Below are 12,188 nucleotides of genomic sequence, written 5' to 3' on the forward strand. Positions count from 1 at the left end.
CGGAGAGGACAAGATGGCCAGGATTGATTTGATCGTCCGCAGGGCGAAGCTCGACGGCAGGGACGTGGACGTATTCGTGAGCCGGGGCAGGATCGTTGAGGTTGCCCCCTCGGCCAAGACCCTTGAGCCGGGAGACGCTACGGTGGAGGAGGCCTTTGGCCTCATGCTCCTGCCCTCCATGACCGATGCCCATGTCCACCTGCGCGAGCCGGGCTTCGAGTACAAGGAAGACATCGAGTCCGGACTGCGGGCCGCGGCCTGGGGCGGGTTTGCCAACATCATGTGCATGGCCAACACTAGGCCGGTCAACGACGAAGGCTCCGTGACCGAACTGATGCTTGAGAAGGCCCGCCGTGCGTGGCCCAAGGGGCCTCGCCTGTTTCCCATCGGCGCACTGACCAAAGGGCTTGGGGGCGAGGAGCTGGCTCCCATGGCCGAACTGGCCCAGGCCGGATGCGTGGCCTTTTCCAACGACGGCGTGCCGGTCAGGTCCACCGAGCTGTTCCGCCGGGCCATGGAATACGCCTCGGACTGGGACCGGGTGGTCATCGATCACTGCGAAGACCCGTATCTGGGCGTGGGCGCGGGCGTCAACGAGGGTGCCGTGTCGAGCCGACTGGGCCTGCCCGCCCAGCCCGACGTGGCCGAGGCGCTTCAGGTGGCCCGTGATATACTGCTGGCCGAGTATCTGGGCCTGCCCATCCATCTGGCCCACATCTCCTGCCGCAAATCCGTGGAGCTGATCCGTTTCGCCAAGGGGCGCGGCGTCCGGGTCACGGCCGAAACCGCGCCGCACTACCTGATCCTGACCGAGGAGTACCTGGAGGCCGAGGCCACGGAGTACGACACCAACGCCAAGGTCAATCCGCCCCTGCGCACCCCTGACGACCAGCAGGCCCTTTTCGACGGGCTGGCCGACGGCACCATCGACATCCTGGCCACGGACCACGCCCCCCACGCCGCCCACGAAAAGGAGACCGAATTCGACGTGGCCCCCTGCGGCATCACCGGGCTGGATACCGCCCTGTCAGTGACCTGGGGGCTGGTGGCCGCAGGCAGACTCTCGCGCCAGACCTTCCTGCGCGCCTGGACCACCGGGCCGTGCGCCATCTTCGGCCTGCCCGTGAACACCTTCACCCCTGGCGATCCTGCGGATTTCTTTCTCTTCGACCCGGACGAGGCATGGACCGTCGGCCCCGACACCCTGCACTCCAAGGGGAAAAACACGCCGCTTTGCGGAGCCGTCCTGAAGGGGCGGGTAAAAACCCATTTCATTCAGGGCAAAAAGATTGTATAGGCTGGGCTGCGGAACCAGAGGTTTCGCGGACAGGTGATCCAATCAAACAAGCATTTCGTGAGGGAATACATGAGCCAGCCTTTCAAGGACGCCGTGGGCTTTTGCAAGACCATCATGCGCAACGGCTACGACGCCTACGTCATCAACGCCCGGCTTCAGGCCCTGACCCTGGACGAGACGGGCAGCGAACGCGAACTGGACATCTGCACCGAGGCAGGGCTCTCGGAATTGCGGAAATACTTCCCGGCCATGGAGGAAGGACGCGACAAGGAGGTCCTCGGCACCCTGTCCGAGGGCGGCGTGACCTACTATTTCTACCCGGCCGACGTGGACGACGCCTCCTACACTGAAGAGGCCGTGTCCACCATGACCCCGCGGCTGCTGCGCCGGCTCGAACAGCGCGGCGACATCCCGCTCTCGGCCGTGTGCCCCTTCATCCCCAAGGCCAAGGACATGTACGCGGACTTCGCGGACTTCTCCGAAGGGGTCATCCGCTTCAAGGGCGTACCCGATCAGGCGCTGAAGAAGGACTATTCCCTGGCCTACCGCGCCCTGCGTTTTGCCGCCAATTTCGACAAGGAAATCGAGGCCAACACCTGGATAGCCATTGTCCGCAACGCCCGCCGCGTCCTCGACTACGTGCCCATGAGCGACTTCCTCGACGAGTGGCGCAAGGTCGAGGCAGAGTCCATGCACCGCTTCTTCCGCCTGCTTTTCGACTCCTTCCTACTCCACGGCCTGATCCCGGAGATCGCCGCCCTGTCGCGGGTCAAGCAGATCAAAAATCCGGAAAGCAACGCCGAGGAAACCGTGATTGAGCACACCTTCGCGGTGATGAAGGCATACCCCGAGGAGCTGCCCTACGACTGGTTCGGCACCGTGGCCTGCCTTTTCCACGATGTGGGCAAGCTCTATACCGCCGAACACTACGACGGCCGCTGGAACTTCCTGCAGCACCACAGGGTGGGGGCCAAGGTCACGCGCAAGATCCTCAAGCGTCTGCGCTTTGAGGAACAGGACATCGAACTGATCTGCGATCTGGTCAAGAACCACATGCGGCCCCACTTCATGCTCACGGACAAGGGCATCCGCCGTCTGCGCTCCCTGGACGAATACCCGCGCATCATGGAAATGGTCCGGGCCGACATCAAGGCCAGAAACGGCTCCTGGCGCGAGTTCAACCACAACCTGAAGATGGCCGAGCGGGCCGACATCCCCGAGGACGAGATAGAGCCGCTGCTCGACGGCAACCGGATCATGAACCTCACCGGGCTCAAGCCCGGCCCCATGATCGGCGTGATCCGCGATGCCCTGCTCACGGCTCAGATCGCCAACGACATCTCCTCCGTCGAACAGGCCGAGGCGTTCGTGCTCCAGTACCGCGACGCCATGTGACCTTTGGCCGCCCTGCGGCCGACATCGTGCATCATAAAGATCGCGGCCCGCCCTTCCCCAACGGAAGAACGGGCCGCGATCCGGTTCATGCCCCAGCCTCAGCGCCAGTAGATCACGGCCTCCTGCCTGCCGAACTCCCTTGCCGCCGCCACGTCGAGGCCGAAATACACGTCCACCCGTCGCTCGAAACGCTGGTGCATCTTGTCCAGCACCAGATACGGGCCGCCCAGCCCCTTGATGTGGATTTCGGTACCATGGTCAAGGCCCAGCGCGAGCAGATCACGCGAGACGGCCACGCTCATCATCCCCGGCTCGAGCCGGTCGCCCCAGGCAGCCACAAAGGGATCGCCCGCGGTCTGGCGCGGGGTGGAGTTGTAGGCCGTAAGCGTCACGCGCTCGCTGTTCCACAGCACCGCATTGGGCACGGTCAGCCCGTAATGGAGCCCGGCCAGCAGGGTCGCGACAGCCACGGCCGCCAGGAAAAGCGATGTCTTCATCCACGGACCATAGCCCGGCAAGCGGCGCAGGGACAACCCCCCGCTGGTCGCCTGCAGGCGACCGCTGCCAGCATCGCCGATCAGAAGGTGATGATGGTGTAGCCCTGGCTGATGTATTCGGCCATGGACGGGTGGCCGGACATGTCGTCGAGCAGGGGCAGTCCGGCTGCCCGGACCGCGTCGAGCACGCCGAGCTTGGCCGAGCAGGCGCGGCAGGCTCCGTCCACCAGCCCCTGCTGCCGCGCCTTGCGGTACAGGGCATTGAGCGGATGGTCCGGTTTTTCCAGCTCCGGCACCAGGGTCACGGCCGCCCCCTCAAAGACGATGGCCGCCCTGTGCCCCCGCTCGGCCATGTCCAGGCCGTTGAGCAGAACGTGAACGAAACAGGACGACTCTCCGCTGAAGGCGTACAGGCAAAACATGCTTCCCCCTCTGGTTGCGCTCCTAACTTTCCGGGTCCGCGAACTTGTCGGCGATGATGGCCGCATCGCCCGGCCCGGCCTTGAGGTCAAGCTCCTTGGAACTGCCGTGGCAATGGAAGCCGTCGGCCCGCATGGTCACAAAGCCCGCCGAGAGCGCCCGGCTGTAGGGCATCTGCTCGCGCATGTCCGCGTGGTCGATGCGGTTGGGAAAGATGATGGGCGTGGGCGCGCCGGAAAAATCCTCGAACATGATGTACTTCATGGCCTCGCTCCTGCCTCTTGATCGTGCGTGTCGCGGCCGGACGGTACCGGCCCCTTGCCAGGAACAATAGGCGGTTATGGTCGCGATATCAACCATTGCCTGAACCCCGGCCGCACGATATGACGGGCCGATGCAGACGTATCGCAAGATCGGGGTCTGGCAGACCGCCTTTTTGGGCGACGCCGTGCTCACCCTGCCCCTGCTCCGGGCTCTGGCCGACGCCTATCCCGAAGCAGATATCCACCTCTTTGTCCGGGCCGGACTGGAAGGGCTCTTCGCTGCCCAGCCCGAACTGTCCGTGGTGCATGGCTTTGCCAAGCGCGGGGCGCAAAAATCCATGCTTTCGGCCCTCGGGCTGGGGCGCGAGATCGGCCGTCAGGGCTTCGACCTGTGGATCTCGGCCCACGCCAGCCTGCGCTCGGCCGCCGTGGCCGCGGCCACCGGCATCCCCCGGCGCATCGGCTATCACCGCCCCTGGTTCAACCGGCTGGCCTACACCGATGTGGTGGACCGGCGCTTTCACCAACAGGAGGAAGTGGAGCGGCTCATGGGCCTGCTCGGCCCCCTCGGAAAGAACGGCCCGGCCCCAGAGGCCCGGCTCGTCCTGCCGCCCGAAGCCATGGCCGCCGCCGACACCTTCTGGCGCGGACAATGCGCCGACGGCCCGGTGCTGGGCATCCATCCCGGCTCCACCTGGCCCACCAAATGCTGGCCCGTGGAATATTTCGGCCAGGTTGCCGCCCTGGCCACAGGGGCGGGTGCGCGGGTGCTCGTCTTTGCCGGACCGGGGGAGGAGGGGGCGGCCGGGGCGGTCATGGCCGAGGCCGTGGCCCGGGGCGCGGTCCCGGACAGCCTTGTCAACCTCGCGGGCAGGCTCTCCCTGCCGGAGCTGGCCGCCTGGATCAGACGCCTTGACGCCTACCTGACCAACGACTCCGGCCCCATGCACCTGGCCTGGGTGCAGGAGACCCCGCTGGTGGCCCTGTTCGGCCCCACGGTGCGCCACCTCGGCTTCTTTCCCCGCGGCGCGGGCTCCACGGTCATGGAGGTGCCCCTTGAGTGCCGTCCCTGCGGCCTGCACGGCCCAAGGCGCTGCCCCCTGGGCCACCACGACTGCATGCGTACCCTGACCACGGACATGGTATGGGAGGCCCTGGCCCCCAAGCTCCTGGGCTGATTGCCCGCCCCCTTTGACTCGGACCGAACTTGGTGTAGTCTCCTAGTCAGTCCCTTGTGCCGCAACATGACACCGGAGGAAGTCGCCATGCTTTGGTTCCACCCCGTTTTGCAATTCGTGGCCACGCTGCTTGGACTCTATACCGCCTGGCTGGGCCTGCAACGGCTGCGCTCCAACCATTTCGGGACCAAGACGGTCTTCCGGTGGAAGGGGCACGTCAACACTGGCCGAGCCGCCATGGTCCTGTGGCTCATGGGGCTCTTCGGCGGATTGGCCGTGGCCCGCCTCCAGTGGGGGGTCAACTTCGTCACCGGCACACATTACCAAGTTGCCCTGGTCATGCTGCCGCTGCTGATTTTCGGCATGGCCTCCGGGGCGTACATGGACCGGGTCCGGGCGCGGCGCACGGCGCTCCCTCTGGCCCACGGCGTGTGCAATCTGCTGCTTCTGGCCCTGGCCCTGCTCCAGATACGCACCGGGTGGCAGGTGATCCAGGATTTCATCCTCTGACAGGCCGTGCCGGACTTGCCTTTGGACCGCGTCCGTCGTATCGCCGGACCTCGGATCAACGACAACAAGCGGGACACCCATGACCAAAGCTTGCGTCGGCTGCGGCTGGTGCTGCCTGACCGACCCCTGCATGGACTCGCACAGACGCTATGGCTACCTGCCCCGCTGCCCGGATCTGCGCTGGGACGAGGCGCAAGGCCGCTACCTGTGCGACCTGATGCTCGACCCCGAGACCGCCGACGAGGTGCGGACGGGCCAGCAGGAAGGGCAGGGTTGCTGCGCTCCCCTCAACGGATGGCGCGACGAGGTGCGCAACCGGGGCTGACATCCTCCCTGCCCGGTTGCGATGCGGACCGCCGCCACGACCACTCCCCGCCCCAAACCGGCCGCTCGCCGAATTCCGGGTTGCGCACCCGCCCTGCGCGGTGCTAAATGCGGAGGTGGCTTGAAAAAGCCCAAGGAGAGCGCATGCTGCTAGGAATCGACGTGGGGGGCACCCACACCGACGCCGTGGTCATAAGTCTGGAGGGAGGAGTCCGCATCCTTGCCTCATGCAAGGTGCCCACCCGTCACGATGCCCTGCTTTCGTCCGTGACCGAGGCCCTTGAGACCATCCTGGGCCAGGTGGACCCGGCCGGAGTTACCCGGCTCAACCTGTCCACCACCCTGTCCACCAACGCCATCGTCCAGGGCAGGACCGAGGACGTGGGCGTCCTCGTCAGCGCCGGGCCGGGCATTGACCCGCACAACTTCATGCCGTGCCGGAATTTTCACGTCATCGACGGCTCCATCGACCACAGGGGCAACGAAGTACGCGCACTCTCCCCGCGCCAGCTCTCGGACGCCGTGGACGCCTGCCGGGCCAACGAGGTGCGCGTCTACGCCGCGGTCTCCAAATTCTCCACCCGCAACCCGCGACACGAAAACGCCATCCGCCGCGCCGTGCTCCAATGCCGCGAGGAGGCGGACTGCGAATACGCCGACTTCGTCACCTCGGGCCACCAGCTGGGCGGGGCTCTCAACTTCCCGCGCCGGGTGGCCACAGCCTATTTCAACTGCGCGGTGTGGCGGCTCTACAACCACTTCGCCACGGCCGTGGAACGCGCCCTGGCAGACATGGGGCTTGGCCATGTCAAGGTCAACATGCTCAAGGCCGATGGCGGAACCATGCCCCTGACACGTTCCCGGCGCATGCCGGTGCAGTCCATCTTTTCCGGCCCGGCCGCCTCGGTCATGGGCATCATCGCCCTGACAGACATCTTCCACGACTCGGTCATTCTCGACATCGGCGGCACCACCACGGACATCGCCGTGTTCGCCGACGGCGCCCCGCTCATCGAGCGCGAAGGCATCGCCATAGGCTCGCATCCCACCCTGGTCCCGGCCCTCAAGGTGCTCTCCATCGGCATCGGCGGCGACTCGGTCATCTCGGTGTCCGAGGCGTCCGGCACAGTGCGCGTGGGGCCGAACCGACTGGGGCCGTCCGTGTGCCTGGGGGGCGGACAGCCCGCCCTGACCGATGCCCTCAACGCCACCGGGGCATGCGCCGTGGGCGACACGGCCGCCTCCCGCGCCGCGCTTGAAGCCCTGGCCGCCGCCCACTCCATGGACGCCACAGCCCTGGCCCGCGCCGCCGTGGATTATGCGACCAAGACCATCCACAACGCCACCCGCGACCTCGTGGATGAAATCAATTCCAAGCCCGTCTACACCATCCACGAACTGCTTGAGGACAAACGGGTGGTGCCCAAGAAGGTCTATCTCATGGGAGGACCGGCCAATGCGCTCAAAATGCCGCTGTTCGAGCGCTTCCAGCTCTCCACCGAGGTACCCGCACACTCCGGGGTGGCCAACGCCATCGGCGCGGCCCTGACCCGCACCACCTGGGAACTGGAGCTGTTTGCCGACACCCAGCGCCACGTACTCTTCATCCCTTCCCTTTCCTACCGCGAGAACATCCCCACCAGCTACGGCCAGCGCGACGCGGAAAAGGACGCCATGAACCAGCTGGCCATGCAGCTCGACTCCATGGGCGTGTTCCTGCGGCCCGAAGACGCCCAGATCACCCACTCGTCGAGCTTCACCATGGTCGAGGACATGGAGCAGGTGGGCCGCAACATCCGCGTCAAAAGCCAGGTGCGGCCCGGTGTGGTCGCCACCATCAGGGAGGGTTGAACGTGCTCAAGGCGGACAAATCACTGGGCATCGTCTTTTTTCCGGCATTCGACTGGGCCATCTCGCCCACCCATCCCGAACGCCAGGAGCGGCTGCTCTACACCCAGGACCAGCTGCGCGAGGAAGGGCTCTTCGACATCGAGGGCGTCACCGAGCACAAACCCGACGTGGCCGCCATCGAGGACGTGGAGCGTGTCCACTTCTGTTTTCCCGAGGTCAGCGCCGTGACCACCCGCTCGCACCTCATCTCTGCGGGCGGAGCCATGAAGGCCGCGGACCTCGTCATGCAGGGCGAGTGCGACCGCGCCTTCGCCATGGTCCGGCCGCCCGGCCACCACGCCATGAAGGTGGTCCACGGCGCTCGGGGCTTCTGCAACATCAACATCGAGGCCGTCATGGTCGAGCACATCCGCGAGACCTACGGCCACAGGCGCGTGGCCATCGTGGACACCGACTGCCACCACGGCGACGGCACCCAGGACGTGTACTGGCACGACCCGGACACCCTGTTCATCTCCCTGCACCAGGACGGGCGCACCCTGTACCCCGGCTCGGGCTTTCCCCACGAGCTGGGCGGACCAAAGGCCATGGGCCGGACCCTGAACATCCCCCTGCCGCCAAACACCTCGGACGAGGGGTTTCTCATGGTCATGGAGCGCGTGGTCCTGCCCATCCTCGACGATTTCAAGCCCGACCTGATCATCAACTCGGCCGGGCAGGACAACCACTTCACCGATCCCATCACGGACATGAACTTCTCGGCCAGGGGCTACGCGGCCTTAAGCGACATGCTCAAGCCGGACATCGCCGTGCTCGAAGGGGGCTACTCCATCCAGGGGGCGCTGCCCTACATCAACCTCGGCCTGTGCCTGGCCATGGCCGGGGTGGACTACTCCCTCGTCCGCGAGCCCAACTTCAGCCCGGAACTCATCCGCCAGGACGCCCGCACCACGGCCTACATCGAGGAGCTGTGCCGCCAGCTGCCCGCCCTCTATTTCGACCCGCCGCCCTACAACCGCAAAAACGACGTGCGCCAGGGCGTGATCTCGGGAAACACCCTGGTCCGGCAGCGGCAGATATACTACGACACAGACGGCATCAACGAGACCCAGCGCGAGACCCTGTTCCTGTGCGACGAGTGCCGGGGCCTGCTCAAGGTCGAGACCCGGGCAGACTCCGGCCCCCAGTGCCTGGGCGTGGAGATCCCCGTCCACGCCTGCCCTGACTGCCGCAGCCGGGGCTACCAGATCGTGGAGGACGCCCAGCTCAAGGGCAACGCCCGCTACATCCAGCTCATCAACCGCCTGGACCGCGACTACCTGCGCGTGGGATTCTGAGGATAGGGGACCGCGCCCGCAAGAGAGGAAGGGACGGCCGCAAGGGGGTTCTTTTCAATCGGGTGCGCCCGATAACCGTCTTCGCTCCCGCCCCTCACGGGGTGCGCCCCTCTCGGGCCACATGGGAGCCGAAGATTTCCCAGGTCTTGAGGAAGGTGGCGTCAAAGGTCCGGTTCTCCATGTGGGAGCGGGCCTTGCGGCGCATGTACTCGATGCGCTCGGGCGTGTCGATGAGGTGGAGCACAGCCCGGAGCAGGGCGTCCGGGTCTCCGGCCGGGACCACGAGGCCGGTCTCGTTGGGCAGCACGTTTTCGCACGGGCCGCCCTTGTCGGTGACGATGACCGGCAGGCCCGAGGCCTGGGCCTCCAGAACCACGTTGCCGAAGGTGTCCGTGGCCGAGGGGAAGACGAAGACATCCGAGCTGGCATAGGCCTGGGCCAGGGCCTCGCCCTTGAGGGTGCCGGTAAAGGTGACGGGCGAGCCGCGCAGCAGCCGCTTCATCTCGGCCAGGTAGGGACCGTCGCCCACCACGACGAGCTGAAGCCCCTCGCGCAGGCGCACGGCCTTTCGATATGCCTCGGCCAGCACATCGAGCCCCTTCTCGCGGGACACGCGTCCCACATAGAGCAGCTTGGTCCGTCCCTCCGCATCGTAGCGGGAGAAGAACCCGTTGCGCTTGGCCGGATGGAAGCGGTCGGTGTCCACCCCGCGGGGGTAGGTGACTATCTTGTGCGGGTCGATGCCGTGGTCGGCCAGCTCGAAACGGGTGGCCTCGCTGGGCGCGTAGATGATCTGCATCTGGTTGTAGAACCAGCTCATGTACCGCCAGCAGCCGTCCTCAAGGGCCGAGTCGCCGGTCAGTGCGCCCACATAGTCGGGAAAGGCGGTGTGGTAGGTGCCGTGGAAGGGCAGCTTGAGGATGCGGGCAATGGCCAGCCCGGCCAGCCCCACCGGGCCGGGAGTGGCCGCCAGGATGCAGTCGTATTCCTGCTCGAAGCAGTGGGTAAGCATATCCAGAAGCGGAGGGTAGGCCAGCTCGATCTCCGGGTACTCGGGAATGGCGAACCGGCCAACCGGGGCAAAGCTGACCGCGCCGGAGATGTCCGCGCTGGCCCCGCAGGTGATCACAGTCATGTCCTTGCCGTGGCGGGCGACCATGGCCAGTTGCTGGCGGATGGTCCGGGCCACGCCGTTGATCTCGTCAAAAGTGTCGGTGAAATGGGCGATGCGCAGGCTGGTGCCGCCGCGCCTGGCCGCCTTGGGCCGGAACCGGGCAAGGCAGTCGAGCGAAAAGCGCCGCTCCCGCGAGAAGAGATCGTAACCCACGAAATACGGCGCCAGCAGGGTGTAGAGCGAACCGGCCGAGCCCATGGAATGGAAGACATCAAAGAGGTTGGCCCCCAAGGCTGCGCTCAGGGTGCGGTCAGCAAACTGGGCCAGGACGCGGTTGGCCGCCAGGGACACGAACCGGGACCACTCCCGCTCCAGCACCAGGGGGTCGCGCTCCTCGCCCCGGGCGATGCGCATCAGGGCCGGATCGCGGGCCACGATGTCGCCCGCCTCCTTGAGCAACATCTCCTGCACGGAGCGGGTCGGCCCGTATTCGCGGTGCAGGGTGGCCTTGCCCCGGCCCACCAGCCGCAAAAAGCGCTCCACCAGCGAGCAGCCAGGAGAGCGCTCGGGCGAAAGGGCGTTGCGGGCGAAGCGGAAGCAGAGGTGTTCGCTGGCCGCGTGGCCCAGGGAGCCGAGGCGCGAGCGGTAAAAACCGTAGGCGATGCCGTAGAGATTGTGGGCCATGGTCCGGGGCGTGGCCGGGGTACCGCCCGGCCGGGCCGTGTGGTCGCGCACCCCGGAGAGCGCTGCGCCCACCGAGGGTTCGCCCCGGAACAGGGTGAACATGCGGGCGATGTTGAGCGAGCTGTGGTCGTCGGACCCGCCGATGATTCCCTTTTCCCATGGCGTGTCGCCGTGGGGTTTGATGTTGTGCATATTGGCCAGCCGCTCCATGTCCGCCGGGGTCAGTCCGGTCAGGATCTGACGCAGCACCTGGTTCTGGCGCGCATCGCGGGTGCCGTTTTCCTCGAAAACGTCGAAGAGCAGCAGGCTCTGCTCAAAGTGGGCCGGGGTCAGCCGGTCGTTGACCGCGAACAGGGGGTGGGCCAGGACGTGAACGATGTCCTGCCCGCGCAGATACTCCACCAGATCAAAGACATTCTCGCGGCAGTGCTGGATGTCGTCATGCTGGGCCTCGGTGATGTCGTAGGCCAGGACGTGCAGCTTGCATTTGTCCTCGGGAAAATAGGTGGTGATTTCCTCGCTGACGAATGCGCCGGGCAGCCCGGCGATCTCCAGGCTGCCCCGGATGGTGTTGTGGTCGGTGATGGTCACCAGATCCATGCCGCGCTCGCGGGCCGCGGCATAGAGGGAGGCTGGCTCGGTGAAGCTCTCCGGGCAGCCCAGCTTCTGCAGAATCCACTGCGAGGGACGCGTGGAGTGCTTGGAGTGGACGTGCATGTCCACCCGGAACCGTGTTTCGGCCATGAATGCCTCGCTGGGTTGTGGGCGGCGCCTCAGGCGCAGCGCACGTCATCCGAGAGCAGGCCGTCCTCGGCCGCGCACTGGCAGATGATGCACAGCCGGGCCGAAGGGTTGGCCTTGAGCCGGGCCAGCCCGATGGGGTCGCCGCACTCTTCGCAGACGCCGTAGTCGGTCTCGTGCAGACGCCTGATGGCTGCCTCGTATTCCCTGATGCGGACCATGCGGCGGTGCTGCATGGCCAGACTTACCCCCTGCCGGGCGAGCTGCGCGGCAAAGTCGGTGTCGTCCGGGCAATTTTCCAGCGCAAAGGACTCGGCGGTTTCCTGCGTGGTCAGGCTGCTCAATCCATTCAACAGGTGGTCCTTGATTTCGCGACGTTGCGTATCGGTCATGGAATCCTCCGGATGATGAGAGTGATGATGGCTTCATCTATCTCCACCCGGCCGGAATTGATTGACGCCCGCGTGACGACGCGCCGACGATTGCGCATCGAAAACCGGAGCGGCCGGGGTTGCAACGGATTTGCCATAGGCCGCCCATGCAAACCGTGGACGAACGGCCAAAAGCCGGGTATAAA

12 protein-coding genes are annotated in these 12,188 nt (G+C 66.0%); 7 read left to right on the forward strand and 5 right to left on the reverse strand.

Annotated features, from left to right (window positions below; genetic code table 11):
- The first annotated feature begins 13 nt into the window (after nt 1-13).
- Both GKC30_RS07495 and GKC30_RS07500 read left to right on the forward strand, forming a co-directional pair.
- A complete protein-coding gene (locus GKC30_RS07495; protein WP_155933653.1) occupies nt 14-1,297 on the forward strand; it encodes a dihydroorotase in 1,284 nt (427 codons plus the stop codon).
- Between the two features lie 69 nt (nt 1,298-1,366).
- Nucleotides 1,367-2,692: an HD domain-containing protein gene (locus GKC30_RS07500; RefSeq protein ID WP_155933655.1), complete on the forward strand. Its 1,326-nt coding sequence runs from the start codon at nt 1,367-1,369 to the stop codon at nt 2,690-2,692.
- Between the two features lie 98 nt (nt 2,693-2,790).
- Here the strand turns inward: GKC30_RS07500 and GKC30_RS07505 are convergent, their stop codons facing one another.
- From GKC30_RS07505 to GKC30_RS07515, 3 genes are all read right to left on the reverse strand, one after another.
- A complete protein-coding gene (locus GKC30_RS07505; protein ID WP_155933657.1) occupies nt 2,791-3,189 on the reverse strand; it encodes an RlpA-like double-psi beta-barrel domain-containing protein in 399 nt (132 codons plus the stop codon).
- Between the two features lie 80 nt (nt 3,190-3,269).
- A complete protein-coding gene (locus GKC30_RS07510; RefSeq protein ID WP_155933659.1) occupies nt 3,270-3,611 on the reverse strand; it encodes a DsrE family protein in 342 nt (113 codons plus the stop codon).
- 22 nt (nt 3,612-3,633) lie between these two features.
- The gene (locus tag GKC30_RS07515) at nt 3,634-3,873 is read right to left on the reverse strand and encodes a hypothetical protein (protein ID WP_155933661.1); all 240 of its coding nucleotides are present in this window, start codon (nt 3,871-3,873) and stop codon (nt 3,634-3,636) included.
- A 130-nt stretch (nt 3,874-4,003) separates the two neighbouring features.
- Between GKC30_RS07515 and GKC30_RS07520 the strand changes: the two genes are divergently transcribed.
- From GKC30_RS07520 to GKC30_RS07540, 5 genes are all read left to right on the forward strand, one after another.
- Nucleotides 4,004-5,050, forward strand: coding sequence for a glycosyltransferase family 9 protein (locus tag GKC30_RS07520; protein WP_155933662.1), 1,047 nt, complete (start codon nt 4,004-4,006; stop codon nt 5,048-5,050).
- Between the two features lie 87 nt (nt 5,051-5,137).
- On the forward strand, nt 5,138-5,560 hold the full coding sequence (locus tag GKC30_RS07525; protein ID WP_155933664.1) for a DUF4079 family protein: 423 nt from the start codon (nt 5,138-5,140) through the stop codon (nt 5,558-5,560).
- Nucleotides 5,561-5,639: 79 nt separating this feature from the next.
- Nucleotides 5,640-5,885 (forward strand): hypothetical protein, encoded by a 246-nt coding sequence (locus tag GKC30_RS07530; protein WP_155933666.1) that lies wholly within the window; start codon nt 5,640-5,642, stop codon nt 5,883-5,885.
- 143 nt (nt 5,886-6,028) lie between these two features.
- The gene (locus GKC30_RS07535; protein ID WP_155933668.1) at nt 6,029-7,735 is read left to right on the forward strand and encodes a hydantoinase/oxoprolinase family protein; all 1,707 of its coding nucleotides are present in this window, start codon (nt 6,029-6,031) and stop codon (nt 7,733-7,735) included.
- Nucleotides 7,736-7,737: 2 nt separating this feature from the next.
- On the forward strand, nt 7,738-9,072 hold the full coding sequence (locus tag GKC30_RS07540) for a histone deacetylase family protein (RefSeq protein WP_367614027.1): 1,335 nt from the start codon (nt 7,738-7,740) through the stop codon (nt 9,070-9,072).
- Between the two features lie 94 nt (nt 9,073-9,166).
- Here the strand turns inward: GKC30_RS07540 and GKC30_RS07545 are convergent, their stop codons facing one another.
- Both GKC30_RS07545 and GKC30_RS07550 read right to left on the reverse strand, forming a co-directional pair.
- A complete protein-coding gene (locus tag GKC30_RS07545) occupies nt 9,167-11,614 on the reverse strand; it encodes a glycosyltransferase (protein ID WP_155933672.1) in 2,448 nt (815 codons plus the stop codon).
- 29 nt (nt 11,615-11,643) lie between these two features.
- Nucleotides 11,644-12,003 carry a TraR/DksA family transcriptional regulator gene (locus GKC30_RS07550; RefSeq protein WP_155933674.1) on the reverse strand — a complete coding sequence of 120 codons (360 nt, stop codon included), beginning with the start codon at nt 12,001-12,003 and terminating at the stop codon, nt 11,644-11,646.
- Nucleotides 12,004-12,188 lie beyond the last annotated feature (185 nt).

This window comes from Pseudodesulfovibrio alkaliphilus (genome assembly GCF_009729555.1).
Taxonomy (GTDB): Bacteria; Desulfobacterota; Desulfovibrionia; order Desulfovibrionales; family Desulfovibrionaceae; genus Pseudodesulfovibrio; species Pseudodesulfovibrio alkaliphilus.

What these genes read in the sequence shown, in the direction of transcription:
- GKC30_RS07495 (WP_155933653.1), top strand. Translation starts at nt 14, where the DNA reads ATGGCCAGGATTGATTTGATCGTCCGCAGGGCGAAGCTCGACGGCAGG.
- GKC30_RS07500 (WP_155933655.1), top strand. Translation starts at nt 1,367, where the DNA reads ATGAGCCAGCCTTTCAAGGACGCCGTGGGCTTTTGCAAGACCATCATG.
- GKC30_RS07505 (WP_155933657.1), bottom strand. Translation starts at nt 3,189, where the DNA reads ATGAAGACATCGCTTTTCCTGGCGGCCGTGGCTGTCGCGACCCTGCTG.
- GKC30_RS07510 (WP_155933659.1), bottom strand. Translation starts at nt 3,611, where the DNA reads ATGTTTTGCCTGTACGCCTTCAGCGGAGAGTCGTCCTGTTTCGTTCAC.
- GKC30_RS07515 (WP_155933661.1), bottom strand. Translation starts at nt 3,873, where the DNA reads ATGAAGTACATCATGTTCGAGGATTTTTCCGGCGCGCCCACGCCCATC.
- GKC30_RS07520 (WP_155933662.1), top strand. Translation starts at nt 4,004, where the DNA reads ATGCAGACGTATCGCAAGATCGGGGTCTGGCAGACCGCCTTTTTGGGC.
- GKC30_RS07525 (WP_155933664.1), top strand. Translation starts at nt 5,138, where the DNA reads ATGCTTTGGTTCCACCCCGTTTTGCAATTCGTGGCCACGCTGCTTGGA.
- GKC30_RS07530 (WP_155933666.1), top strand. Translation starts at nt 5,640, where the DNA reads ATGACCAAAGCTTGCGTCGGCTGCGGCTGGTGCTGCCTGACCGACCCC.
- GKC30_RS07535 (WP_155933668.1), top strand. Translation starts at nt 6,029, where the DNA reads ATGCTGCTAGGAATCGACGTGGGGGGCACCCACACCGACGCCGTGGTC.
- GKC30_RS07545 (WP_155933672.1), bottom strand. Translation starts at nt 11,614, where the DNA reads ATGGCCGAAACACGGTTCCGGGTGGACATGCACGTCCACTCCAAGCAC.
- GKC30_RS07550 (WP_155933674.1), bottom strand. Translation starts at nt 12,003, where the DNA reads ATGACCGATACGCAACGTCGCGAAATCAAGGACCACCTGTTGAATGGA.